This window comes from Geobacter sulfurreducens PCA, assembly GCF_000007985.2.
In the GTDB taxonomy this organism is placed as follows: domain Bacteria; phylum Desulfobacterota; class Desulfuromonadia; order Geobacterales; family Geobacteraceae; genus Geobacter; species Geobacter sulfurreducens.
On record NC_002939.5, the window covers coordinates 2,773,051 to 2,791,349 of the forward strand.

The following is an 18,299-nucleotide window of genomic DNA, read 5'->3' on the forward strand; positions in this document are numbered from 1 at the left end:
ATTACGTCACCCATTCGCCACGTTCCCGCCCCGAAGACACCCCCTGCCCTGACGGGAGGGCACGGGGGCCTCTCGGAGAAAACACCCCGCACGAAAGCGGGATCCAGGGGTGCTGGAAATCGGATCAATGGCATCTCAACTCAATCCAGGTGTCCCGGTGACAACAGCAAAAAGTGGCGTCTTTTCAGGCGTGGAGCTCTCTTCACGGCTGAACCAAAATGCTACAACATGTGCAATCGTCATTATTTTGCACTCCGAACGCTTTTGTTTTTGACACAGAGTTTCTAATCTGATACAAAAGTGTATCAATTAACCAGAGCAGTAAGCTGGCGATAGCGATACTACTAAACCATCCGCGAGGATGGGGCGGAAAGCCCACAGGGTCTCACGAAGACAGCCGGGTTGCCGAACTATCACACCACGATAGGGCGGCGGCCCGGCTTTTTTTGTGCCGTGGCCGCGCCGGCCGGTGACGGAAGGGAGGTGACCACTAACCGATAGAGACCGGCCATGATCTACACACGACACGGATTCAGGCATCCTATTCAGGGAGGAAACTATGGCTAAAAGAATTCAGACCGTTACGAGAGGGCACATTACAGCCGCAGCGGCCCTGGTCATCGGCGTGCTGGCGGCATTCACCGCGGACGCCAATACGGGCCGGACCGCCGACGGTTCGGTACCACGCACCCCGGCCATCATAGCCACACCCGGCGAACGGACAATTCAAGCCGACCCCGCCTACCCGCTCCCCCAACCGGCAGAGCGAAAATCACGGACTGAGGCGCGCCGTTCAGGCCCCATTGACGGAGCTACGCTCTACTATACCGGCAACTGCGCCGGTTGCCACGGCACCATGGCGAACATGAAGGGAACCACGGCGGAAATGATCCGCTTCGCCATCGACAACAACGTGGGCGGCATGGGCTTTCACGTGAACCTTACCCCGGAAGAACTCCACTCCATTGCCGACGCCCTCAAATAACCGCGAAAAGGAAGGGGCCACCGCTTCCGGTGCCCTTCCACCACATCCCTTCAGACATGTACCCGAAAAACAACGCTCTCACCAACGTCCCGTCGTAAGTCCTGCCAATTGAAAAGGGCCACCGACTCTGGTGACCCTTTTACAGATCACATTCTCCGCTATCGATCCAATCTTCCATGAAAGTAATTGCGAGGCAGTGCGGCTGCCGGCGCTGCGACGCACGCGTCCGGCAACGTGAGGCAGCCGTGACGCCACAGCGATCGAACCGACCATAATTACCACCAGGAACGTACCAATCGGGACACTACCTTGCTACCGGCAGCCCCGCCTCCTTCCACTCGACGAACAGCGACTGGAATATTGAGGGATAGGCGAGGCCGATCAGCTTCTTGTAGGCCATGTAGCTGCGGCTGCCCGTATTGCAGTAGACAATGATCTTCTTTTCCTTGGGCAGTTGGTCGGACCGTGCCGCAAGCTGCTCGGCCGGGATATTGATGGCCGTGGGGATGTGCCCCTCCTCGAACTCCATATCATCCCTCACGTCGATCAGGACATAGTCCTGGCTGCCGGAGCGGATCATCCGGTCCAGCTCGGCTGCCGGGACTATGGTCGTCTCGATCTTCCTGCCGTAGCCCGCCCCCTTGACGATGGGGAGACCCCGCTCTTCCCAGACCGGCATCCCTTCGTTATAAACGGCAATGGCGGTGTAGCCCAGGGGTTCCACCTTTTTGGCCACCCGCTTGCTTTTGCCGCACTTGATACCGTTGCAGTAGAGAACGATGAGCTTCGCCTTGTCGGCCGGGAGTTGCGCCGAAGCGCTGTCGAAGGTCTTCTCCGGCACGTTGACCGCTCCGACGATGTGCGCTTCCGCATACTCTTCGGGGGTCCGGGCATCGATCAGCAGGAAATCCCGCTTCTCGTCGATCATGGCCTTCAGGTGGTCCGTGGTCACGACCGGGTAATCCCCGGCGGCCCAGCCGGCACCGCCGGCCAGGATGCCGAGGGCCAGGACGGCGCATGCCAGCGCACGCTGCACAATTTGTTTCATGGTTCTTCCTCCTTTGGGTGACAGGCTCGGGCAGGAACGCCCGGATTTCATAACCCCGCGCGGGGGCGACACAACATCAGACGGATCGCTTCGGCCGGACCGGGGGCCGCGGCGGATCAGCGGTGCAGCCTTTTCCACTCCTCCATGCCCCCCTCGTAATTGCGGGCAGGGCCCAGGCCGGCCAGTTCGTGCACCATCAGGGCGTACGCCGACCGGATTCCCCCGGCACAGTAATAGACAACGGGCCGGTCCGCATCGACCCCGTTCCTGGCCAGAAGCCTGCGCACCTCGGCCGGAGCCAGGGGGCGACGCTCCTTGCCCGTAAAGAACTTGTTCCAGGGGATGTGCACCGAGCCTGGGATACGTCCGGCGAGCCGCTCGAAAAAGGAGCGGGTATCGATAATCGTGACCGCGCCGAGCGAACGCTCCAGTTCGGCGGTGGTAATATCTTCCTCGGGCCGAACGGCAGAGCGGTACGTCAGGGTGCCGCCGCTGTACCGTTCATGGCCTCGCGTGAGGGGAAGTCCCGCGGCGGTCCAGGCCTGGATGCCGCCGTTGAGCATCCGCACGGGGCCCTTGTGCCCGAGCCAGGCCAGGACCCAGGCGGCCCAGCCCTCCCCTCCCCAGCTCTTGTCCGCATCCCCGTACACCACCACGGGAGTCCGCTCGTCGATCCCCATGGATCCCAGGGCCCGGGCGAGGTCGCGGGGCGGCCAGAGCTTGTAGGGGACCCCCTTGTCGTCCGTTCTGGTGTAGTTCTCCCACGAAAAGGAACGGGCGCCGGGGATGTGACCCGCCTGCCAGTCGGAGCGCGGACGGCCGTCGAGCACCACCCAGGTTCCGGGGGCGCGCGCCAGGGTCTGGGGCTCCATCAGCCCGAAATCGCGGGCTGACGCACCGGAAACGGCAAGCATCACCACAAGGACAGCCGCCGCCAGCATCAGGAGGATGAGTACGGCGGCGCGTCTCCCGCCGACAGCGCTGCCGACGCCATCGGCAGCGCTGCGGAAGGTCCGCTCCCGCGACGAGGCCACCGGGAGGCTGCGGCGCAACCGCCTCTTCAGCAGCAACCGGTTCAGGTAGGTCCGGGGACCGCTGGCCACCTTGACCCTGCCCGCCAGGGCGGCCTCAGGTTCGAAAAGCAGGTCCGCCACGTGGCTGGTGGGCGTGTGCGGACCGAGATACGAGGCGCAGCCGGCACAGTAGGTGATCGTCGTGCTGCCGCCGGCCTCTGCCGCGCGCAGGGAGGTCCATGCCCCGGCCAGGCGGGGCGCGGTGCAGCGGACCGCTCCTCCCTCGCCGCAGCAGAGGGTCCGGACGCCGTGGTGGGGCATTTCCCGAACCCTGAGCCCGGCTGCGCCCAGCAGCGTTCTCACGGCCGCGTGCACCCCGGCGTTATCGCGCGAGACGCAGGGATCGTGCACGGTCACAGCGCCCTCGGTCTGTTTGAAGCTGATGCCCGCCCGCGCCAGTACCTCGTAAACGGTGACCACCTCCAGCTCCGGGGCATAGCGGGAGAACACCTCATGGCAGTTGGGACAGGCCACCTGGACGGTCTTCACCCCCTGCGCCAGCAGGTAGGCCTTCATTTCGCCGAACATGGCCGTAAAGTGCCCGGATCGTCCCAGGTCGTGGGACGGCTTGGTGCAACAGTCGAGAACCATGCCGAGGGATGGTTCGCTGCCGCGCAGCAGGTCGAAGAGCTTCAGCGTTGTCCGGGGGCGGGTCCCCGGCAGCGCGCAGCCGGGGAAAAAGATCGTACGGCACCCGTCGGGGAGCCCGTACCAGGTGAAAAGTCTCGATGTCCCGGCCCGCTCGTAGGAAAGGAGCCCCCGGTAGGGAGACAGTTGCAGCGTACCGGCATCGGCGGTGGCGCGCCGCATGGCAAGGAACAGGGCGGCAGGATCGACCCCTTCGGGGCAGACCGCGCGGCAGAGGCCGCACAGGCTGCACCCGAAGGGGAGATGGGACTGGTCCAGTCGCCGGGGGTCAAAGGATGCTGCCAGCGCCTTTGGCGTGCCGTGCTCCCGCAGGAAGGCGCATTCGGCTACGCAGATGCCGCAGGCGGTGCAACGCGTCGCCACGTCACCGGCGGACCAGGGGGAATGACTCATTTGCCCGATTCGCAGAGCTGGGGATGGGGCCACCCCTCCATTCCTTTTTCAAGGATGAAGAGCCGCTTCTCATCCACGCCGCGGGACTTCAGGTAGTCATAGGTGTTCTTGGCACCGCCGCCGCCCCGGGGGCAAACGATAACCACTTCATCGGCGGAGGCGTTGATCCGCTCGAGGGTCTTGTCGAGCCGCTGCTTTTCCTCGTCGCTCTTGACGGGATAGGCGTTGGTTTCGAGGGAGCCCTTGAAATGGCGCTTCTGGAACGATTCGGGGGTCTGGATGTCCACGATGACCATGGACTTGCCGCCTTCGACCCACTGCTTGAATGTGTCCTGATTCACGTACCGGTAATCGGCCGCCAGCGCCGCTACCGCGAAGGCCACCACCATCATTGCTGCCAGCACTACTACTTTTCTCATTCGATTCTCCTTTTTTCCGGGACCGCCCTAGGCGGTCCTCTTCATTGAACGGTGGACAATTTCGAGGAATGCCTCGACCCGGACCTTGAGCTGGCCCGTGTCCGACTCCGAATAGTCGGTTTCGATCTGGAGGAACGGCAAACCGGTCCGCTGCTGGAGATGCTTCTTCAGGACCGATGATTCGACGGCATAGGTATGGCACCCGAGCCAGGTCAGGTCCACGACTCCGTCCACGCGGAATTCGCGCGTCAGGCGCTCCACCAGCTCCAATCGGCCGGTATTTGGCGACATGCATGAGCAGGGCACCTTCAGGTACCGTTCGGCGATGGCCCGAAGCGGGTCGCCGCCCTCCCGCACCTGCTCCACCTTCTTGTAAGCCCCGCAGCTCTCCAGGCAGACCACCGAAGCGCCGCTCTCCTCGATGATCCGGATCAGCTTTTCCGAACCGACTCCCACCGGCACGCCGGTGAGCAGAATCCGCGGGGTGGATTCGGTGAAGGGGGAAATGCCCGCCGCGGCCATCTGCCGCAACTCAGCCGCGAACCGGTCCACCAGCTCGATGGCTGCCCGCCGGTCCACGGAAAAGCCGCGGTTGTGAAGGACGGTCAGCAGGTCGAGGCCGCTGATGGGGGACGGGATGGCCTTGCAGACATCCTGGAGGGCCTGGAGGGACCGGCGTTCTTCGTTCATGAGTCGGATGGCTTCGGTCAGGGCCTTGTCGGTGATCCGCACCCCGAACTCCCGTTCGAGCCGGGTCTTGAGCCGACCGATCTCCATGAGCCAGTAGTCCAGGGCAGCCTCGTCCTGGATCTGGGGAAGCTGCATCACATGGATCGGCTTGAGCTCCCCCAGGAGCTCATACATCTTTTTCTTGCCGTCGCAGGTGGTCTCTGCCAGGAGGAAGTCGGCAAAGTGAAAATAGGGACAGGTGTCCGTGACGGCAAACCCGTAGCTCGACTTGATGAGCGGACAGAGGTTGCGGGGCAGCACCTTCTCGGCCGCGGGGATCGGCTTCTGGCTCGTGCCGCAGAGCGACACGGGAATGGCGCCGGCCGCCAGAATCAATTCCGTCGGCGAGAAGAGACAGTAGGTGCCCACCGCGTGCCGGCCGGCTTCCCTGGCCTCCTTGAGGGCGATGAGATTGCGCTCCTTGAGGGTGGCAATCTCGGCAAAGGTTTCTGAATGTATCATGGCGACGGGATGGCCTCTTTCCGGACCGGCATGCTACGCATTGCAGCCGATGAGGGCGGCGCCGAGGGCGCCCACGATCTGGGGGTCTTCCGGCACGTGCAGGGAAAGCCCCAGCCGCCGGGCGATGACGCCGCTGATGGAGCCGTTGGTGGCGAGTCCCCCGGTGAAGGTAATCCCCTCGTGGGCTTCCAGCCGCCCCACCAGCCCTTCCATCCGGCGGGCGATGGCGTCGATGATGCCGGCCGCAATGGCGCCCTTGGGCGTTCCCTGGGCGAGGAGGCCGATGATTTCCGATTCGGCGAAGACCGTGCACATGCTGGTGAGCGGCACCGGTTCGCTGGACGCGGCCAGGGAGCCGAGCTCGTCGAGGGTGAGGTCGAGGATGCCCGCCATGACCTGGAGAAAACGGCCGGTGCCCGCGGCGCACTTGTCGTTCATGATGAAGTCGGATACCGACCCGTCGTCGCTTACCAGGATGACCTTGCTGTCCTGGCCGCCGATATCGATGACCGCGCGGGTGTCGGGATTCAGGTACCAGGCCCCGCGCGCGTGACAGGAAATCTCCGTGACCCGCTGGTCGCTGAACGGCAGAGATACCCGGCCGTAACCGGTGCCCACCACGCGGGAGACGCTTTCTTCCCGGAGGCCGGCGGACGAAAGAGCTTCGCGAAAGGCCCGAAGGCCCGCCTCGCGCGGCTCCCAGCCGGTGGGTACCACTGCCCGGCCGCGAACCATGCCGTCGAACACGACTGCCTTGGTGGCGGTGGAGCCGATGTCGATCCCGACACTCACCATATCTGCCTCCCGCCGCAGCAGCGCCGCGGCATCACACAATCAGCACCCATTACAGGCGAATGACGGAACCGGCCGTGAGCAGCGCCTCGGCCGTGGTGAACATATTGGTTACCGTTCCGGCCGCGAGTTTCTCCTTGCAGTGGAAAAAGTCGAGACAGACGCCGCAAGAAAGGACCTCTACACCCCGGTTGCCCAGCTGCTCCAGCGCCTGAAGCACCTCCGACCCTTCGGTGGTGAGGAGCACGCCCGAGTTGAGGAACATCATCCGGTCAGGGAGACTCTCCTGGTCGAGCAGCGTAATGATGAAGCTCTTCATCAGGAGCCGGCCGAGGTCCTCGGGGCCGTCGCCCAGGCGGTCAGAGGTGATGAGCATGACCGTCCGGCCCTGCCGCGCGGGGTTCTCCGCCGGGGCCGAAGGGGCGCCCTCCCCGCTGCCGATGGTGATGGCAAAGCCGCCGTCCGCCTCCTCGACAGCCACCCTGAATCCCCGGTTGGCGGCGAAGCGGGCCACGTTCTCGCGGGGCGCCCCCGCATCGACGAGCACCCGCACGGTCTCTCCGCCTGCCTCCTCCAGTGCCCGCTTGGTGGTCACCACCGGAGCCGGGCACGCCATATTCCTGCAATCGATCGTTTTCATACGAGCTGTAACCTTCCTACATCCAGAGGACCCAGGAGTCCTGGATGTTCTTCATGAGCCAGTCGCCGGCAGCCTTTTCCACGAAATCGAACTTGTCGCCCCCCACGGCGCCGGCATATTCGGCGCACGGCGGGCAGACGCCGAACCAGGCCCCCTTGTCCTTGAGCTTTTTCATGATGCTTTCGGCATTGCCGAACTTCTTGAAGATGGGGGATTCGATCCGCCCGGCCTTGTTGCTGTTGGCCAGATCGGCCCCTTCCAGGTCATCCAGACGTGGAGCTTGCCCCAACCCTTGTCGGCAACCACCTGGGCCATGAGCAGGGCAAAGACGGCACGGTTCGGGTCATTGCCGCCATTGGTGATGACGATGACGTATTTGCCCTTCCCTTCCGGATCACCCGCAAATGCCTGCCCCCCCATGAGTCCGGCAAGGCCGGCCGCGCCGAGCCCCATGCCGATGGTCCTGAGGAAGTCACCCCTCGAAACCGCTTCCGCTACCGAAGATTCCGGGCACTCCGTTTCTTCCCTTTTCATGAGAATCCCTCCGTGATAAATTCATAGGATAAAATTATGCAAATTATCGACTAATTGACAGAAACAGGTCAAATTGATATTTTTCATATATAAAATAACTCCAATTGAGAAAGGCGATAGCGCTCCATGAACCTCAAGCAGCTCGAAGTATTTCTGGCCGTCGCCGAGAGCGGCAGTTTCTCCCGTGGCGCCGAAGCCACCTTCCTTACCCAGTCCACCGTAAGCCAGCACATTGCCGCCCTGGAGAGCGAGGTGGGCGTGCGGCTCCTGGACCGGACGAGCCGAGGGGCGCTCCTCACCGAGGGGGGGAAAATCCTGCTGGAGCACGCCCGGAAAGTGGTGGCCGGCAGCCGCGAGATCAGCAAAGTCATGCGGCGGTTCCGGGGACTTGAGGAGGCGGAGTTGCGCATCGGCGGCAGCACCATTCCCGCCGACTACATGATTCCCGCCATGCTCGCCTCGTTCCTGGGCCGGCACCCCGGCGTCCAGGTGACGCTGCTCCAGGGGGACAGCCGCGACATCCTGGACCGGATCGAGCGGGAGGACGCGGAGGTGGGCATCATCGGCAGCCGTTTCGACGAGGAGGGGTTCACCTTCACCCCCCTCGGCCGGGACGAGATACGACTCATCGCCGCCCCGGACCATCCTCTGGCGGGCACCGGAGCCGTTCCTCTCGCCGAGCTGGCGAACCACGGCTTCGTCTTCCGCGAGCTGGGGTCGGGCACGGCCAAGAGCGTTGCCGAGGCGCTGGCGGGGGCGGGCCTGCCCGCCGAGAAGCTCCACGTCCGCGCCTGCCTGGGAAGCAACGAGGCGGTCAAGCAGGCCGTTGCGGCGGGACTCGGCCTGTCGTTCGTGTCGGAGCTGTCGGTGCGCAAGGAACTTGCCCGGGGCGAACTGGTCGAACTGCCGGTGGAGGGGCTGACCATTGCCCGGACCTTTTATCTCGTCGCCCGTACCGGCCGGGAACTCTCCCCCCCGGCAGTCGCCTTCATCGGCGAACTGACCGGAACCCGGCTCGCCTGACCCGCGGCTCGACGCTCCCTCCTATCGCGCACCATGGAAAAGATTCTCATCATAGACGACGAGGCGTTCATCCGCGAAAACGTGGAGCGGATCCTCACCGACGACGGCTATCAGGTTCTCTGCGCCGCCTCCGGCACGGAGGCCCGCGAGATCGTTGCCGACGAGGACGTTGACCTGGTCCTGCTGGACCTGAACCTGGGCACCGAGGACGGCATCGAGGTCCTCAAGGAGCTGAAACTCCTGGACCCGGAGCTCCTCGTCATCATCATAACCGGCTTCGGCTCGGTGGAGAGCGCCGTGGACGCCCTGAAGCTGGGCGCGTTCCACTACATGAAGAAACCCTTCAAGGCGGACGCCCTGCGGGTCATCGTGAAACTGGCGCTCCAGACCCAGACCCTGCGGCGCGAGGTCCGCAATCTCCGCAAGGGGGATCTGACCCTGTTCGAAAATGTCCCCCTGGTGGGGGCCGGCGAGGGGCTGAAGGAGATCATCCGCCAGGTCAAGGAGGTGGCCCGCTTTCCCCTCTCCACGGTCCTCATCACCGGCGAGTCGGGCACCGGCAAGGAACTGGTGGCGCGCACCATTCACCACCTTTCGGACCGGCGCGAGGCCCCCTTCGTCGCCATCAACTGCGCCTCCATGCCGGTTTCGCTGCTGGAAAGCGAACTCTTCGGCCACGAGAAGGGGGCGTTCACCGATGCCAGCCAGCGCAAGCCGGGCCTTTTTGAAGAAGCCCACAAGGGGACCATCTTTCTGGACGAGATCGGCGAGATGGATGTCTCCATCCAGGCCAAGCTGCTGCGGGTGCTGGAAGACCGGAAGATCAGGCGGGTCGGCGGAACGCGGAACATCGACATCGACGTGCGGGTGATCGCCGCCACCAACCGCAACCTGCGCGACGCCATCCGCGAAGGGAACTTCAGGGAAGACCTCTACTATCGTCTCAACGTGTTCCCCATCCACATCCCGCCGCTGCGGGAGCGGAAAGAGGATATCCCGGTCCTGGCGAAATTCTACCTGGACCGTTACGGCCGCACCTTCAACCGCAGCTTCCAGATCATCTCGGCCGAGGCCCTGCGGCTGCTGGAAACGCACCCCTGGCCCGGCAACATCCGCGAGATGAAAAACGTCATCGAGCGGATCTGCATCATGCACGACGGCCCGGAACTGACCCCGAACCACCTTCCGCCCGAAATCAAGCAGACCGAGGGGAGCGTTGCCCCGCCGGCCACGGATGTAAGCGCGGATCTGGCCCAGGGGCTCGAAGCGGCCACCGACCGCTACGAAAAGCAGCTCATCGCTGCGGCCCTGGCCATGACCGGCAACAACGTGCTGCAGGCGGCCCAGATTCTCAAGATTCCGCGCGGAACGCTACGCTACAAGATGACACGGCACGGATTGCACGGGGGGGGGAGCGACGGGGGATAGGAAGCGGCAGGTACTGCGGAGTCAGAATTCAGCGACGATCAGCTCTGACAGGGGCTTGCGGTCCGAGTGGTGGGGGACCCCGGACGGACGGCCCACGGCGATCACCGCCATGAGCTCCAGATTCGGAGGGAGCCCCAGCAGGTCGCGCACCTGACCGGCGCTCTTCAGTATCTCGCCCAGCCACACGGCCCCGAGCCCCAGGGCGTGGGCCGCGAGCAGCATGTTCTGGAGGCAGGCTCCGATGGCCTGATGGTCCTTGGTCTCGTGGTACATGGCGTCCCGGTCGCAGAACACCGCAATGCTGACCGGCGCTCCTTCCACGATGTGGCGGTAGCGGGTGAGCCCCGCCAGGGACCGGAGCTTTTCCCGGTCGCGGACCACGGCGAACCGCCACGGCTGATTGTTGAGCCCGGACGGTGCCCATGCCCCGGCCCGGAGGATATCCTCCACCTCTGCGGGGCTCACCGGTTCATCGGTGAATTGCCGCACGCTGCGGCGCGAAAGAATTCCCTCGAGCAGTTCCATCAGCGCATCAACCGCCACAGGTAGATGAACGATCCTCCCACCGTCATGGCCGAAACGAGGCTCATGGCCTGGTGGACCGACATGGAAAAGGCTATCCGGCCCGGAAAGTCGGCCGCGTTGGAAGCCCCGCCCAGGAATTCGATCAGGTCAACCCACTCCGGGTCCCACTGGTAGACCTGGAGGTAGAGGGCCGACCCCTTCCAGAGGAACAGGCAGACAAAGGCAACCCCGAAGGCGATGAATCCGCCGGAGATGGGGGAGTCCTTGATCTGGCGGTAAATCTTCAGAATCATGTCGAAGTTGACGATGGAAAGAAAAACCCAGTTGGCGTTGTCGATCATCCTGATCTGGCGCAGGACGTAATCGGACGGCGGCGGGTTGGTGTAAATGAGCAGGGCCGACAGTGCGATGGCCCCCACGGTCAGGATGGCAACGGTGCGCTTGCTGCCGGTTATTTCAAGGGTCCGGGTGAAGAGGTAGTACTCCCTGAACCCGAATGTCAGCACAATGATGGCGATGGTGCTGATCACGTAGTGGATCGCCGCCAGATGGTGGTACATGGAAAAGGGGTTGAGCGCGTAGACCTGGCTGAAGAAAATGAGGCAGAAGCCGATGGCGATGCTAGTCCAGAGGCGGGCGTTGCCGATGCTGAAATAGATGCTGATGATGGCGGCGATCAGCCAGAAGAAGACCTCAACGATAGTCACTATGGTGACATTATGGAGAAACTCCACGTCAACCTCCCGTCAATTGGCTTACACCGACACTGCGGCCCTCTCCGCGAAATAAAAGCTTCTCCGGAGAGTTACGGCCATTGCAGATCTTTCGCACTACCTCGTTCTGTATAATACAACTCGTTAGGTAATGCAAATCTACAATTTACATGCCAATCCGTCCCTCCGGCATAACTACGCGGTACCGGTCAGCGTTCGAGACGCACGGCCGCCACGAGTTCTTCCAGTTCGAGTCCGCTCCCGACCACAACACCAAGGCTGCCGTCATCCTCGCGGCGATAGAGGTCGAAGAGGGGGCGGCGTTGTCCGTCCTCTCCCTTGACGCTCTTGGCGGTGACGATCCCCACCCGGGCAAGCTGGGGCTGGGAGCAGGAGTTGGGGCAGCCGGATATGGACCACCGGAGCGCCGCGGCATCGTCACCCATGGCGCCGATAACAGCCCGGGCCACGTCCCTGGTCGGCGCGAGTCCCATGGCGCATTCGTGGCTGCCGGGGCAGATGCGGAAGGCTACCCGCTGTTCGGGACGGTCCGCAGCGAATCCGGCGGCGGCCACGGCGTCGAGGGCATCCTGACGGCGCACGGATTCGGGCAGGAGGAAGCGCACGTTCTGATCACCGGTGAGCACCATGAAGCCGCCGGCAACGTCACGGGCCACGGCGGCCAAGGACCGCAGGCCGCCCGTTGTCAGTTCGCCGGCAAAGACCGGTGCCTCCACGCAGACGCCGCCGGCGGCGACGGACGGGAACAGCTCGCCGCTGAAGGAGTCGGCCAGGGGCAGAGGCTGGTCTCCCCGGCGCTCCGCCACCAAGGCGAGGAAGTCCTCGCGGCCCAGGTCGCGGACCAGATGCTTGAGACGCTTTCCCTTGGGCGCACGCTCCTTGTAGACCCGGACAATGGCCTCCACCAGGGGGATGATCCGATCCTCGGCCACCGCCTCCTCCACCAGGAATGCCGGCGAGGGTTCCCGGCCGAGGCCGCCGGCTGCCCAGACATCGTAGCGCGGTGCATCGGCCTCGTTCTCCCGGTGCACGAGCGACAGGTCCTGGATCAGGTGCCGCCCCTCGTTATCGCCGGTAAAAACGCCGATCTTGAATTTTTTAGGCAGCGCCTCGAAATGGGGATTGCGGGTAAAGTGCAGATGGAGCTTGTGGGCCAGTGACTGGACCAGGGGCCAGGCCGCGGCGGTGACCGAGCCGCAGACCACCCCGCGCACCGCCCCGCCGCAGGCGCCGCGGGAGGTGAGGCCCACGGCGGCAAGGCCGCGCCAGACCGATGAAAGGTGATCCTCGGTGAGGCCGTGCAGCTCGATGCTTCCCCTGGTGGTAAGATGGAGCAGGCCGCCGGCGAACCGGTCGGCGATGTCGGCCACCGCCTCGGCCTGCTCCGCTGAAAGAATGCCCGCCGGCACCTTTATCCGGAGCATGAAGGTCCCGGGTTGTCGCTGGGCATACACGCCGTCAATTCTGAGCTGTTGCGGATCGAATCGCATTGCCTACCTCTTTGGTAAATAATTTTAGCCAAAGAGTACCACAAAAATACTGCACTTTAAACCATAAAATACCCACCCAAATATACCGCACTATTCCCGATCATCTCTGCCGTACTTTTTTCGATCCTTTCCCTGTCCCTCGTCCCGCCGCTCCCGGGCCGGACGCTGGAGTTCGGGCTCGCGGGCCTGTTCCGGGCGGGGTGCGGGACGATTCGAGATTTCCCGCCCCTGGCCGCCGGCACCGGCGGGGGGCGCCGGCTTTACCTGCGGTGTCTGCTCCTCGGGGGCGGGGGCCTGCCTTTTCATCTCCGGCACCTGCTTCTTTACCTCCGGCATCTGCTTCCTTGTGTCGGGGGCGGGCGTCTTCACCTGGGGCGACCGTTGCTGGACGCGGGGCTGACGCACCGCATCATCCGGGCGTGGCGGGGGGGACGGCGCCTTGCCGGGAACGGCGCGCGGTACCGGGGGCGGGGGAGCGTTGCGTCCCTTCCCTTCTGGTGTCCGTTCGCGACCGGAGGGAAGCCCGGCACCTTTTCCGCCCTGCCGACTGCCGGACGGCGCCGGCGCGGCTTCCTGGCGATGCGGCGTTTCGCGGCGCTTGACCCGCATTTCGTCGGCCTGGCGGCCGGGGCTGAAGACCGATCCGGCGTCGCCGGGAACCGTGCGGCGGTCGCGCCGTACCTCCTCCGGTTTCAGCTTCCTGATGCGCTCCGGCGGCTGCCGTTCGGGTGCTATCCGCTTGTCGATGGGGCGCCGGGTTTCCCGGGCGGGCCTGATGGCCGGGGGACCGACCTCGACTCTGGCGGAGATGAACGGGTTCTCCCGCGCAATCGAACGCCCTCTCCTCCCCGTGATGAATGTGTCCCGGTCGATGATGGTGACGGCGTTGCGGACGTGAATGTGGCGGTATGTGCGGACCACTACCGGATTCACCGCCACGTTCGTGATATCAACGCTGAAGGGGCCGTAAAAGCCGATGCCGTAGTAAATCTCCCCTGGCGCCAGCGGGACCCAGGCCACGGTGTCCGAGCTGTACACCCACCCCACGTACCCAGGCCCCCAGTAGGCGGCGCCACGGGAGGGAGGCACCCAGCACCAGCCGACCCGGGACACGAATACCCACCGCCCGTAATGGTAGGGTGCCCACCCCCAGGGCTCATAGGAGATCCAGACGTAGGAGCCACGCACCCACGTCCACCGCCCCAGCCGATAGGGGGCCCAGTCCACGGCGGCTGAGACCCGGGGCGACCAGACGTAGCCGTACTCCCTCGCGTAGAGCCACCGGCCGTTGGCGTCCAGGTCAGCCGCGTAGTCGTCCAGTTCGTCGGGAACGTAACGGAGGCTTTCAGCCGCATCGGCCAGCAGCCGGTCCCGCTTCCGGTTCCAGGTTTCCCACTCGTCGGGCGAGCCGATCGGGGCGATCTCCGCCTGCTCGTCGGCCCTCAGCCGCAGCTCGCTGCCGGCGGAGACGCGTGTCGTGCCCTGGCGGGTCTCCACCACGGCATAGCCCTTGATCACTGCCACGACCGCGGTCCCTCCGCTCGTGGCGTCAACCATGACGATGGAGTTGTCGTAAATGCCGGTCGAGGCGTAGGGGGTGTCGACCCGGATGCGGTCGACCCCGCCCTTGCGATTGGTGAGATAGGCCCGTCCTTCGGCCAGGCTGAGCTGGAACGATTCCCGGCCCAGGTCGACGATGTCGAGGGCGGTCCGGGCATCGACCCGCACCTGGACTCCTCCCCGCACCTGGATCTCCGCCCGGCTCCCGTCCGGCGACCAGAGCCGGTCTCCTTCGGCCAGCGGCGTATTGACCGCCGCCGCTACCCACTCATTGGTGTCCTCGGTGAGTATCTGCACGTCTCCCGCCACCAGCGAAAGCCGGGCAGTACCAAGCTCGGCCGCGCCGACAACCGACGCGACCCAGAGGATCACAATGGCGCACAACGCTGCTGCGCGACTCACGATTCCCATGATCAACCTCCCCTCAGGCGTCCCGGGCGGGTGCTCTGCGGAAGGATTCCGGTCACGGCCGCCGGCTGCGACCCAACTGACCGGAATTACCGGCACACAGCACCCCGGCGGGATACCGGGCTGTTTTACAATTCTAGCGATGGACGGGCGGGGCGCAACGCACCCTCCATCCATCTGGCAAAGACCGCTCCTTTTCGCTATACTGTCGGACAATTCGCGTCCCGGAGGTCCCATGGCCCGCCCCCCCCTCGACCAGGTCCGCACCATCGGCATCATCTCCCACATCGACGCCGGCAAGACCACGGTGTCCGAACGCATCCTCTTCTACACCGGTGAAACCCACAAGATGGGCGAAGTCCACGACGGCGAGGCGGTCATGGACTGGATGCCCCAGGAGCAGGAACGGGGAATCACCATCACCTCCACCGCCACCGTTTGCACCTGGCGTAACCACCGGCTCAACCTGGTGGACACGCCCGGACACATCGATTTCACCATTGAAGTGGAACGGAGCCTCAGGGTCCTCGACGGCGCAGTGACCATCTTCAGCGCCGTGGAGGGGGTCCAGCCCCAGAGCGAATCGGTCTGGCGGCAGGCCGACCGCTACGGGGTCCCCCGCATCTGCTTCATCAACAAGATGGACCGGGTCGGCGCCGACCTGCGGGGCACCCTGCGTCAGATGGAAGAGAAGCTCAAGGCCCGGCCGGTGCTTCTCCAACTCCCCGTGGGCGAAGAAACCGGCTTCCGCGGGGTGATCGACCTCCTTGCCGAGGAGCTGATTACCTTTGCCGACGGGGACCAGGGACGAACGGTCAGCCGGGGTCCCGTGCCTGCGGACCTGCTGGACGCGGCCCGCGAGGGCCGGGATGCCGTTGCCGAGGCGGCCGCCGATTTCGACGACGCCATCCTCGCCGATCTCCTGGAAGGCAAGGATATCACCGCCGCCCGGCTGCGGGGCGCACTCAGGCTCGGCGTCCTGGCCTGCCGCATCTTCCCGGTGCTCCTGGGCTCTGCCCTCCGGAACAAAGGGATCCAGCCATTGCTGGACGCCGTGGTCGACTTTCTCCCCTCGCCCCTTGACGTTCCCCCTGCTAAGGGCAAACGTCCCGGCAGCGAAACCGTTGACGAACTCCCCTGCGACCCCGGCGGCCCCTTCTGCGCCCTGGCCTTCAAGGTCCAGTCGGAGGATGGACGCAAGCTCACCTATCTCCGGGTCTATTCGGGCACCATCAAAGCGGGCGGCGCGGTCTGGAACAGCTCCCGGGGGTGCTTCGAGAAGCTCGCCCGGCTCTTCCGGATGCATGCCCACAAGCGGGAACAGATCGAGGAGGCGGCCGCCGGCGACATCGTGGCGGCGGCAGGGCTCAAGGAGGTGCTGACCGGCGACACCCTCTGCGACCCGGCCCACCGGATCGTGCTGGAGGGACTGGCCGTGCCGGAGCCGGTGGTATCGCTGGCGGTGGAGGCGCGTGGGGTCGACGACCGGGACAAGCTCCTGCCGGCCCTGGAGAAGCTCCAGTGGGAAGACCCCACCTTCCGGGTCCACGAGGACGAAGAAACGGGCCAGACCATTCTCACCGGCATGGGTGAACTCCACCTGGAAGTGGTTGTGGACCGGCTGCAGAGGGAATTCGGCGTAGGAGTTAAGACCGGACGACCCCAGGTGGTCTATCGGGAAACCATCACCCGGGCGGTGGAGCGGCGGGAGATCTTCCGGGCCGAGCATGAGGGAAAAGTCCAGGGGGGAGAGGTTCTGCTGCAGCTGTCGCCCCTGCCGCGAGGGGCCGGGGTGCGGGTGAACGTGCCGGACGCCGCGGAACTGGGCATCGGCAAGGAGTTGCGGGACGCGGTGGCCGACAGCATCGGCCGGGCCTGCTCTGCCGGGGCCCGCACCGGCTACCCCCTCACCGATCTGGAGGTACGGGTGGCGGCGATTCCGGTGGAGCCGGGCGTTACCACTGACGCGGGGGTTCGGGCGGCGGCAGGCAGGGGGCTCATGCTGGCGGCCCGGGACGCGGGGCCCACGCTCCTGGAGCCGGTCATGAACCTGGAAATCGTCATCCCGGCCGACTATGCCGGCAAGGTCCTCGGGTCGGTTCAGCAGAAGCGGGGACGGATCGAAGGAATCAGCAGCCAGGGCGACACGGAGACCATCCGGGCGTCGGTCCCCCTGGCGGAAATGTTCGGCTACATGACCGAACTGCGCAGCGCCACCAAGGGGCGCGGCACCTACACCATGGAATTCTCCCACTACGATCGGGCCCCGATCGAGGTGCTGCGGCGCTTCGGCCTGGAGGCGTGAACCGGACGGCTACTTCTTTCCCTTCTTGCGCAGCACCGCCCGCAACCCCTTGGCCATGCGGCGCTCCCCCTTCTTGCGCTCCCGCCGCCCCTCGGCATCGGCCAGGGTTGCCATGGTTTCTTCTTCCAGCCGAAGCTTGAGATAGCTGCCGTAGCGGCCCGGATCCAGCCCGCCCTCGGCCAGGGCGGTGCGGACGGCACAGCCGGGCTCGTGCCGGTGGGAACAGTCGTGAAAACGGCAGCCGGCGGCCAGCTCCGCGATCTCGGGGAACGCCGCGTCGATCCCCTCGTCCACCTGCCAGAGGCCGAATTCCCGCATCCCCGGTGTGTCGATGACGATTCCCCCGCCCGGCAGGAGGATAAGCTGACGATGGGTGGTGGTGTGGCGCCCCTTGGCGTCCCGCTCGCGCACCGCGCCGATGGCCATGACCGGATCTCCTGCCAGCAGGTTGACCAAGCTCGACTTGCCCACGCCGGACGGTCCGATGAAGCAGGCGGTCACACCGGGGGCGAGAAGGGCTCCGACTTCGTCGACACCGGCGCCGTCCAGGGAGCTGACGGTCATGACCCGGATGCCGGGAGCGACCGTTGCGGCCTCCTCCGCCGGTGCGGCCGGATCACCGGCCAGATCGCTCTTGGTGAGCAGTACCACCGGTTCGGCGCCGCTCTCGCGGGCCGCGGCCAGGAACCGTTCGAGCCGGCGAAGGTTGAGGGCGCCATCCAGGCCGGCTACGATGAAGACGATGTCGACGTTGGCGGCAACCGGCTGAACCTCGGCCCCACGGCCCGACTCACGGCGGGCCAGGATGGTGCGGCGGGGCAGAACGGCCCGCACCAGGACGGTGCTGTCGCCGGCAACGGGCTCCACAATCACCCAGTCGCCCACCACCGGCCGTTCGAGCCGATCGCCGGCCGTCTCCCGCATGGCGCGGCCGGTGAGGATGGCCGCCACCTCGCCGTCGGCCGTGCGCACCCGGTATTCGCCGCGCTGCTCGGCAACGACCCGCCCCGGCCGGCCGGCGTCGGAAGACGCCCCGGCATGGGCGGCGAACCAGTCGTCCCATCCCATTTTTACAAGTAATTCCATGAGAGTCCTTATGCTCA

At 65.1% G+C, this 18,299-nt stretch carries 17 protein-coding genes and 1 riboswitch; of the genes, 4 read left to right on the plus strand and 13 right to left on the minus strand.

Annotated elements, in window-relative coordinates; all coding sequences use genetic code 11:
• Nucleotides 1-333: 333 nt before the first annotated feature.
• A riboswitch (cyclic di-GMP riboswitch) is annotated at nucleotides 334-410 on the plus strand.
• A 149-nt stretch (nucleotides 411-559) separates the two neighbouring features.
• Nucleotides 560-985, plus strand: coding sequence for a c-type cytochrome (locus GS_RS12630; protein ID WP_010943152.1), 426 nt, complete (start codon nucleotides 560-562; stop codon nucleotides 983-985).
• Between the two features lie 304 nt (nucleotides 986-1,289).
• Here the strand turns inward: GS_RS12630 and GS_RS12635 are convergent, their stop codons facing one another.
• The 8 genes from GS_RS12635 to GS_RS12670 all read right to left on the minus strand — a co-directional run bounded on the left by GS_RS12635 (nucleotide 1,290) and on the right by GS_RS12670 (nucleotide 7,723).
• Nucleotides 1,290-2,033 carry a rhodanese-like domain-containing protein gene (locus tag GS_RS12635; protein WP_010943153.1) on the minus strand — a complete coding sequence of 248 codons (744 nt, stop codon included), beginning with the start codon at nucleotides 2,031-2,033 and terminating at the stop codon, nucleotides 1,290-1,292.
• 116 nt (nucleotides 2,034-2,149) lie between these two features.
• Nucleotides 2,150-4,147, minus strand: a complete 1,998-nt coding sequence (locus tag GS_RS12640; RefSeq protein ID WP_010943154.1) for a rhodanese-like domain-containing protein — start codon at nucleotides 4,145-4,147, stop codon at nucleotides 2,150-2,152.
• Nucleotides 4,144-4,566 (minus strand): rhodanese-like domain-containing protein, encoded by a 423-nt coding sequence (locus GS_RS12645; RefSeq protein ID WP_010943155.1) that lies wholly within the window; start codon nucleotides 4,564-4,566, stop codon nucleotides 4,144-4,146. Before GS_RS12645 ends, GS_RS12640 begins: the two co-directional genes overlap by 4 nt.
• Before the next feature lie 27 nt (nucleotides 4,567-4,593).
• Nucleotides 4,594-5,757 carry a double-cubane-cluster-containing anaerobic reductase gene (locus GS_RS12650; protein WP_010943156.1) on the minus strand — a complete coding sequence of 388 codons (1,164 nt, stop codon included), beginning with the start codon at nucleotides 5,755-5,757 and terminating at the stop codon, nucleotides 4,594-4,596.
• A 33-nt stretch (nucleotides 5,758-5,790) separates the two neighbouring features.
• Nucleotides 5,791-6,552: an acyl-CoA dehydratase activase gene (locus GS_RS12655; RefSeq protein WP_010943157.1), complete on the minus strand. Its 762-nt coding sequence runs from the start codon at nucleotides 6,550-6,552 to the stop codon at nucleotides 5,791-5,793.
• A gap of 49 nt (nucleotides 6,553-6,601) precedes the next feature.
• Nucleotides 6,602-7,189, minus strand: coding sequence for a sulfurtransferase-like selenium metabolism protein YedF (yedF, locus tag GS_RS12660; RefSeq protein WP_010943158.1), 588 nt, complete (start codon nucleotides 7,187-7,189; stop codon nucleotides 6,602-6,604).
• 16 nt (nucleotides 7,190-7,205) lie between these two features.
• The gene (locus GS_RS12665) at nucleotides 7,206-7,364 is read right to left on the minus strand and encodes a hypothetical protein (protein WP_164930452.1); all 159 of its coding nucleotides are present in this window, start codon (nucleotides 7,362-7,364) and stop codon (nucleotides 7,206-7,208) included.
• Entirely contained in the window at nucleotides 7,361-7,723 is a 363-nt protein-coding gene (locus GS_RS12670) for a hypothetical protein (protein WP_164930453.1), read from the minus strand. Before GS_RS12670 ends, GS_RS12665 begins: the two co-directional genes overlap by 4 nt.
• Nucleotides 7,724-7,849: 126 nt before the next feature.
• On the opposite strand from GS_RS12670, the gene GS_RS12675 reads away from it, so the two are divergent.
• Both GS_RS12675 and GS_RS12680 read left to right on the plus strand, forming a co-directional pair.
• The gene (locus GS_RS12675) at nucleotides 7,850-8,746 is read left to right on the plus strand and encodes a selenium metabolism-associated LysR family transcriptional regulator (protein ID WP_010943159.1); all 897 of its coding nucleotides are present in this window, start codon (nucleotides 7,850-7,852) and stop codon (nucleotides 8,744-8,746) included.
• A 33-nt stretch (nucleotides 8,747-8,779) separates the two neighbouring features.
• Complete coding sequence (locus GS_RS12680; protein ID WP_010943160.1) at nucleotides 8,780-10,174, plus strand: sigma-54-dependent transcriptional regulator; 1,395 nt, start codon at nucleotides 8,780-8,782, stop codon at nucleotides 10,172-10,174.
• A gap of 21 nt (nucleotides 10,175-10,195) precedes the next feature.
• On the opposite strand, the gene GS_RS12685 is transcribed toward GS_RS12680, so the two are convergent.
• From GS_RS12685 to GS_RS12700, 4 genes are all read right to left on the minus strand, one after another.
• Nucleotides 10,196-10,699: a nitroreductase gene (locus tag GS_RS12685; protein WP_010943161.1), complete on the minus strand. Its 504-nt coding sequence runs from the start codon at nucleotides 10,697-10,699 to the stop codon at nucleotides 10,196-10,198.
• Nucleotides 10,699-11,433, minus strand: coding sequence for a hypothetical protein (locus GS_RS12690; RefSeq protein WP_010943162.1), 735 nt, complete (start codon nucleotides 11,431-11,433; stop codon nucleotides 10,699-10,701). Before GS_RS12690 ends, GS_RS12685 begins: the two co-directional genes overlap by 1 nt.
• Nucleotides 11,434-11,621: 188 nt before the next feature.
• A complete protein-coding gene (locus tag GS_RS12695; RefSeq protein WP_010943163.1) occupies nucleotides 11,622-12,923 on the minus strand; it encodes a nitrite/sulfite reductase in 1,302 nt (433 codons plus the stop codon).
• A gap of 90 nt (nucleotides 12,924-13,013) precedes the next feature.
• Nucleotides 13,014-14,894, minus strand: coding sequence for a DUF6600 domain-containing protein (locus tag GS_RS12700; protein WP_010943164.1), 1,881 nt, complete (start codon nucleotides 14,892-14,894; stop codon nucleotides 13,014-13,016).
• A 232-nt stretch (nucleotides 14,895-15,126) separates the two neighbouring features.
• On the opposite strand from GS_RS12700, the gene fusA reads away from it, so the two are divergent.
• On the plus strand, nucleotides 15,127-17,196 hold the full coding sequence (fusA, locus tag GS_RS12705) for an elongation factor G (protein WP_010943165.1): 2,070 nt from the start codon (nucleotides 15,127-15,129) through the stop codon (nucleotides 17,194-17,196).
• Nucleotides 17,197-17,205: 9 nt separating this feature from the next.
• Here fusA and rsgA read toward each other — a convergent pair whose 3' ends face one another.
• Complete coding sequence (gene rsgA / locus GS_RS12710; RefSeq protein WP_010943166.1) at nucleotides 17,206-18,282, minus strand: ribosome small subunit-dependent GTPase A; 1,077 nt, start codon at nucleotides 18,280-18,282, stop codon at nucleotides 17,206-17,208.
• Nucleotides 18,283-18,299: the final 17 nt, after the last annotated feature.